Here is an 8,446-nt window from a genome sequence, read left to right on the forward strand (position 1 = left end):
AGGACGGTATGATCACTTCTTCGAGCTCGGCGGTCATTCACTAATGGCCGTCAGCCTGATTGAGCAGCTGCGTAATATTGGTTTAAACGTGGATGTGCGCAGTATTTTTTCTGCCCCTACTCTGTGTGAAATGGCAACAGCCGTACTAGCACATCAAAATAAACCGACTCTTGAGGTACCGCCTAACCGTATTCCCGCGGGCTGCACCACTATCACCCCAGATTTGCTGCCACTAGTGACACTGACTCAGACGGAGATCGATACCGTCGTAGCAAGCGTGACCGGGGGGGCTGCTAATGTGCAAGATATCTACCCGCTTGCACCACTGCAAGAAGGTATTCTCTTCCACTATCGTTTTCAGGAGCAAGGCGATACCTATTTGCTATATCACTTACTTGCCTTTAAAGACCGCAGTCGTCTCGATGCTTTTTTAAGTGCATTACAGCAAGTTATCGATCGCCACGATATTTTGCGTACCGCTATGTGCTGGCAGGGGTTAAGCCAACCGGTGCAAGTGGTTTGGCGCCACGCAAACTTACCCATTACGACTTTTGAGCCGACCTCACCCAATCACGTACCGGCACAATTGAAGCAACACACCGATCCACGTACACGCCGTATTGATATCAATCAGGCACCGCTGATGTCAGCTGATATTGCTCACGACAGTGCAACGGGAGAATGGTTACTTGCATTAGGGATACATCACCTAATAAGTGACCATATGACGCTGACTTTGATCATCCGTGAAATTCGCCTGCTATTACAAGGGCAACAGGATGCATTGCCAACCCCACAGCCCTATCGTAACTTTATCGCCCAAATATTAAGCGTTCCAAACACTGAACATGAAGCTTATTTCCGTGAACGACTGGCAGATGTCAGTGCTCCAACAACACCTTTCGATTTAGTGGATACGCAAGGTGAAGGAGACGATATAGCAGAAGTCCGTGTATCACTTCCTACCCCTTTGTCTAACGCGATATATGCGCAATCTCGCCGATTAGGGATAAGCCCAGGGGTGCTGTTCCATGTGGCATGGGCTCAAGTGTTGGCACAAACCAGTGGTCGTGACGATGTGGTTTTCGGCACGGTGCTGCTCGGCCGTTTACAGGGCTCTGCGGGTGCCGATCAGGTAATGGGGATGTTTATCAATACATTGCCACTGCGGATCTCTCTTGCCAATCGTAGCGTGTTGGATGTGGTACAAGCAACCTATCGTGATTTGACCACCCTGTTGGCCCATGAACAAACACCGCTTGCACTTGCACAACGCTGTAGCGGAGTAGCCCCCTCAACACCACTATTTAGTGCGTTACTTAACTATCGCCATACACAACGAGATCAAGATAGCCACGCTTGGGAGGGTATGCAAATACTTACCGAGAATATCCGTACCAACTATCCGTTTACACTTTCAGTAGACGATGTCGGCGATGGGTTCAGCTTCTTAGCTCAAACCAGTGCAAAAATCGACCCCGCACGGATTGCTTACTATCTGCTGACCGCCATGCACGGTCTGGTTGATGCCCTTGAGAATGCGCCACAGCACCCAGTGCTGACACTTTCCGTCTTACCAGAAAATGAACGTCAGACATTACTGGTCGATTTCAACCCTACAGAGGTTGCACACCCTGAGCCTACCTTTACCCATGTATTATTCGAAGAACAGGTAAAACGCAGTCCTAACGCAACAGCAGTGATATTTGGCTCGCAATCATTGAGCTATGACGCACTTAACCGTCGTGCTAACCGTCTTGCTCACTTTCTGCGTTCTCGTGGCCTACAGCCAGATGACCGTGTGGCAATTTGTGCTGAGCGCAGCCTAGAAATGGTTATCGCTATGCTAGCGGTACTAAAAGCAGGTGGCGCCTACGTGCCGTTAGATCCCGCTTATCCTGCAGAACGTTTGGCCGATATGCTGGAGGATGCTAACCCTGTCGTATTACTGACGCAAACTGCGCTAGTTGAGCGGCTTGAGAGCACACTACCAATTATCGAACTGGATAATCTATCCGCAACAATCACAGTCGAAATGTCAGACAGTAATTTATTGCCTGTTTCATTGGATCTTACACCGCGCCATCTAGCCTATGTGATTTACACCTCTGGCTCTACAGGTAAACCCAAAGGAGTGATGGTTGAACATCGCAGTATGTGCAACTTGCTTAATGGGCAGATTGAGGCACTGCATCTTACCGCAGATAGCCATGTGCTACAGTTAGCATCCTTTAGTTTTGATGTCTGTATGCAAGAATGCTGCATGACGCTGCTCGCAGGGGCGACACTCTACCTTGCTGAACGTACGGCTATTTTGCCGGGCCCTGCGCTGCATCAAACACTCGAAGACTATGCAATATCTCATATGCTGATAACGCCAACAGCTCTGGCTACACTAGATAGCTTGCCTACTACATTACAAACATTGGTCGTTGGCGGTGAAGTTTGCCCTCCCGCATTAGTTGAACGCTTTGCTTGTGGGCGGCAGATGTTTAACGCTTATGGACCAACAGAAACCACCGTCTGCGCGACACTGTATTCATGCAATATTGATGATGAAAGAGAGCCTTGCATTGGTCGTCCACTTTCCAATACAAACATCTATATTTTAGATACACAAGGTAAACTGGCGCCTATCGGTGTCGCGGGTGAAATATATATTGGCGGTATCGGTGTCGCCCGTGGCTATCTCAATCAACCTGAGTTAACAGCAGAACGCTTTATTGCCGATCCATTTAGCCATCAATCTGATGCTCGGCTCTACAAAACAGGTGACCTTGGTCGCTGGCTAGACAATGGTAATCTTGACTATTTAGGACGTAATGACAGCCAAGTTAAACTGCGTGGCTTTCGTATTGAGTTGGGCGAAATTGAAGCGCGCCTACTTCAATGTGTGGGGGTAAAAGAAGCTGTTGTGATTGCCCGTGAAGACGCGCTAGGAGAAGCCCGTTTAATCGCTTACCTTATTGCACAACCTGATATTGAGCTCATACCTGCCGAGCTGCGCCAGCAATTGGTGCATCATTTAGCCGACTATATGGTACCGAGTGCCTTTGTCACCGTAGAGGCATTCCCACTCACAGCCAATGGCAAGCTTGATAGTAAAGCATTACCCGCACCCGATAAGCATGCCATCGTCACCCAAATCTATGAAGCACCTGTCGGTGAAAAGGAAACCGTTCTGGCATCCGTTTGGCAACCTCTGTTGGGCTTAACACAGGTAGGACGTCAAGACAACTTTTTTGAACTGGGCGGCCATTCATTGATGGCGGTGACCTTGATTGAACAATTACGTCATCAGGGTTATCAACTTGGTGTACGTAGCGTGTTTGCCTCACCGATACTTGCCGACATGGCTGCATCGATGCAGGTAGAGCAAGAAAGTAGCCTGAGCCACATTCCGCCGAATATCATCCCCGCAGATTGTCAACACATTACACCTGACCTATTGCCATTAGTCACGTTATCTCAGGATGAAATCGACGCAATTATCGCCAGTGTGCCCGCGGGTGCCGCCAATGTGCAGGACATCTACCCGCTTTCGCCTTTGCAGGAAGGAATTTTATTCCACCACCGGTTACAGACTCAGGGAGATGCTTATCTCCTTAGCAATATTGTCGCTTTTGATAGCCGTGAATATCTCGATGCCTTCTTAAATGCGCTACAGTGCGTGATTGACCGTCATGATATTCTACGCACCGCGCTCTATTGGCAAGGGTTAAACCAACCTGTGCAAGTGGTTTGGCGCCAAGCTCCCTTAAATATAAATACCTTTGTTCCCGCACAAGAAAAACACGTTCTGGCGCAGTTAAAGGCTTATATAGACCCAAGTGTGCGTCGCCTTAATCTTAATCAAGCGCCACTATTTGCAACCGATATTGTGTACGACGGCGAACGTAATAAATGGCTGCTAGCACTAACCTTCCACCACTTAATCGGCGACCATATGACACTGGCGCTAATGATTGAGGAAGTGCGATTATTCTTACAAAACCAAACAAATGCATTGCCAGCGCCTCTGCCTTATCGTCACTTTATTGCGCAAAACCTCAGTGTACCTGCATCAAAACATGAGGATTATTTCCGTCACCAATTAGCTGATATCGATGAACCCACAGCCCCATTTGGGTTGCTGGATATACAAGGTGATGGCGGCAATACAGTGAAAGCCAGTGAGCTCCTTGCGCCTTCACTTGCATTGGCCATTCGCCAACAGTGCCGCCAGTTGGGTATTAGTCCAAGCGTACTCTTCCATGTTGCTTGGGGGCAAGTGCTGGCGCAAACCAGTGGGCGTGATGATGTGGTCTTTGGCTCGGTATTGCTAGGACGCCTTCAAGGCTCAGCGGGAGCTGATCAGGTAATGGGAATGTTTATCAATACGTTACCTCTGCGCCTTTCTCTTGCAGGACATAGTATACGAGATGCCGTACAAGCGACTTATCGCTCACTGATCGATTTACTTGAGCATGAGCAAACACCGCTTTCTGTTGCGCTACGCTGTAGTGGGGTTACTCCACCGATGCCACTATTTAGTACACTACTTAACTACCGCCATAGTCAGTCCGAGGCAAACAACCACAACGACTGGCACGGTGTCACACTGCTGGCGACAGAAGAACGCACCAATTACCCAATTACTCTCTCCGTAGACGATCTGGGTGAAGGGTTTAGCATAGTGGCGCAAACCGTGAGCGAAATAGATCCCATTCGTATTGTGCATTATATGATAACAGCCCTAAACGTTCTTGTTGAAGCACTCACAAATGCACCGCAGCAACCTATTCTTTGTTTGTCAGTGCTACCAGAAGCGGAGCGCAAGACACTGCTTAGTGACTTCAACGCGACAGATACCGAGCTGCCAAATATGCTGCTTCATCAGCTGTTCGAACAGCAAGTTGCACAAACACCTGATGCCATCGCAATGGTGTTCAAAGAGAAGCAGCTCAGCTATGCACAAATTAACTACCGCGCCAATCAGCTAGCACATCATCTGATCGGACTTGGCGTTAAACCTGATGATCGCATTGCTATTTGCATCGAACGTAGCCCTGAAATGGTGATTGGCTTATTGGCTATCCTTAAAGCTGGTGCAGCCTATGTTCCGCTTGATCCTACTTATCCCGCAGAACGTCTCGCTTATATGCTGGAGGACTCCGCGCCTGTGGCCCTTCTCACCGATACATCTCTAGTGACATTATTAGGCGACGCAATACCCATCCTATTGCTAGACGATGAGTCACTTTTTGAAGGCTATCCAGAAAGTGATCCAGATGCACAAACACTAGGTCTGACAGCCCATCATCTGGCCTATATTATTTATACCTCAGGTTCGACAGGTGAACCTAAAGGCGTCATGGTTGAGCACCGCAATATTGTGGCATCAACCTACGCTCGATATTTAACTTACCCTAAATTTAAACGGGTATTACTGCTCTCTTCTATTGCTTTTGATAGCGCACTTGCCAGCCTATTTGGCACACTGACTCGTGGGGGCAGTCTCTATTTACCTGAGCAGGCAATAGCCGTTGATCCAACCGCCATACTACATCTGTTACACAAATATCATATTGATTCTCTATTATGCGTGCCGTCTTTAGCGCTAAACCTGTTACAAATGAGTCAACATGGCGAACTTGCTGAGTTACAAACGCTGATTGTTGCGGGCGAACGCTGCTCACCTGAAATTTACACCGCCATTGAACAGCGCGGCCTATCAACCACGTTATATAACGAATATGGCCCAACCGAAACGACAGTGTGGGCATCTGTCTTCCCTGTTACCACTGAGACCTTTAACGAGCGACTCACTGTACCAATTGGCCGTCCTATCGCCAATAACCATATCTATATTTTAGATCCACAGGGGCGCCCAACACTGCTCAACGTCGCAGGTGAAATTTTTATTGGCGGCGCGGGTGTTGCACGTGGCTATCTAAACCGCCCTGATCTAAGTGCAGAACGCTTTATCGCTGATCCATTCTCACTCACACCAAACGCACGAATGTACAAAACGGGCGACCTCGGCCGCTGGCTACCAGACGGTAATATTGAATACCTCGGTCGTAATGACTTCCAAGTTAAAGTCCGTGGTTTCCGTATTGAGTTGGGTGAAATTGAAGCACGTCTTATGCAGCTTTCTGGCGTACAGGAAGCGGTAGTCGTTGCTCGTGAAGACATTCCTAGTGATCTTCGTCTGGTGGCTTACCTTCGAGCTCAACCAAACACAACGCTTAATCCTGCTCAATTACGTCAGCAATTAGCGCAACAGTTGGCGGAGTATATGATCCCGAGCGCCTTTGTGATACTTGATGCTTTACCACTCACACCAAATGGTAAAATTAACCGCAAAGCACTACCTGCCCCTGATCAATCTGCCGTCGCCACCCGTGGTTACGTCGAACCGCAGGGTGAGCTAGAAACGGCGTTAGCACAAATTTGGCAAGCGTTGTTGGGATTGGATCGCGTTGGCCGATATGACCACTTCTTTGAGCTTGGCGGCCATTCGTTAATGGCGGTGAGCTTAATTGAGCGGTTACGTAATATCGGGGAGACATTGGATGTACGCAGTGTTTTTTCTGCGCCTGTGTTGTGCGATATGGCGCAAGAGATTGAGGCGGATCGCTCGAAACAACCGTTAATGATCCCTGATAACCTGATCCCGCCAAACTGCACGGCAATTACCCCTGAACTGCTGCCACTGATACCACTCTCTCAAGCTGATATTGATGTGATTATCACAACAACCCCAAGCGGGGCAGCGAATATACAAGATATTTACCCACTTTCACCACTGCAAGAGGGAATTTTATTCCACTATCTGCTCCAAGAGCAGGGAGACACCTATCTATCACAAACTGTGATTGCTTTTGATACCCGCGAACGCCTTGATAACTTCCTCTGCGCACTGCAACAAGTTATCGATCGTCATGATATCTTGCGTACCGCCGTTTACTGGGAGGGACTAAATCAGCCTGTTCAGGCCGTATGGCGACACGCAACATTACCAATAAATACGCTGAAAAATGACTCGGATAGGGATGTGCTCAGTCAATTACGCACACAGACCAACTCGCAAATACGCCGTATTAATCTCAGTCAGGCACCATTACTTACTGCGGATATTGCTCACGATATGGCTAATCAGGAGTGGTTGCTGGCGTTAGGTTTTCATCATCTGATCTGCGATCACATTACCCTCGCCCTAATGATTGATGAAATACGCGCTATTTTGCAAGACAACGAGAGCAACTTACCAACCCCGCTGCCTTATCGTAACTTTATCGCGCAGACTTTAAGTGTGCCGATGGAGACTCATGAAGCTTATTTCCGTTCACGGTTAGCGGATGTAGAAGCACCGACAGCACCTTTTGGTCTTCTTGATAGCAAAATAACAGGCGATCAAATGGACGAAGTCGCACTGTATCTTGAACCTACTACAGCACAAACCATATATCATCAGGCAAGCCAACATGGTGTAAGCCCAAGTGTGTTATTCCATGTGGCGTGGGCTCAAGTATTAGCACATATCAGTAATCGTGATGATGTGGTGTTTGGTTCAGTGTTACTCGGTCGTTTACAGGGAACTGATGGGGCAGATAGGGTGATGGGGATGTTTATTAATACGCTACCGCTGCGTATTTCGCTTAATATACAGAATAAGTGCAGCGTACTGGATGTCGTACGTTCAACCTATGATGAGCTTATCTCACTGCTGGAGCATGAACAAACGCCACTGGCACTGGCACAACGCTGTAGTGGCGTTATGCCTCCTTTACCGCTGTTCAGTACACTGTTTAACTACCGTCATAGCCAACACGGTGCACAAAGCAACGATAAGACCACTCGAGTTTGGCAGGGTATGCGCCAGTTAACCGTAGATGAACGTACCAACTATCCGTTAACGGTATCCGTAGACAATCTTGGTGATAATTTCCGTTTGATTGCTCAAACATGTGCGGACATTGATGCGAGCCGTATTGTGAACTATTTGGAACGCGCAATTAAAGGATTGATTGAGGCATTGGCTACAGCACCGCAACGCCCGATTATGACGCTGCCGATATTACCAGAACGTGAACGTCAACAGTTGTTAGTTGACTTTAACGACACCAACGCCGACTTCCCTCAAGATGCACTGATCCATCAGCTATTCGAAGCACAAGTTAACCGCACCCCTGAAACAATTGCTGTGCGGTTTGAAGACCAACATCTGACTTATGCTGAGCTCAACCGCCGTGCGAATCAATTAGCGCACCACCTGATTAGCCTTGGCATTAAACCTGACGACCGAGTGGCCATTTGTGTTGAACGCTCCCTTGAGATGGTGGTGGGCCTATTCGCTATTCTCAAAGCAGGTGCCGCTTATGTACCGCTTGACCCTGGCTATCCTGCCGAGCGGCTCGCCTATATGCTGGAAGATGCCGCACCGGTGGCTCTGTTGACGCAC

1 protein-coding gene is annotated in these 8,446 nt (G+C 48.4%); it reads left to right on the forward strand.

The genetic code is table 11. The features are described 5' to 3' along the window. Positions 1-8,446: amino acid adenylation domain-containing protein (locus AC3Z9T_RS21165; RefSeq protein WP_490128033.1), on the forward strand; the 8,446-nt coding region annotated here is incomplete at both ends.

This window comes from Providencia sp. 6390, from assembly GCF_058148425.1.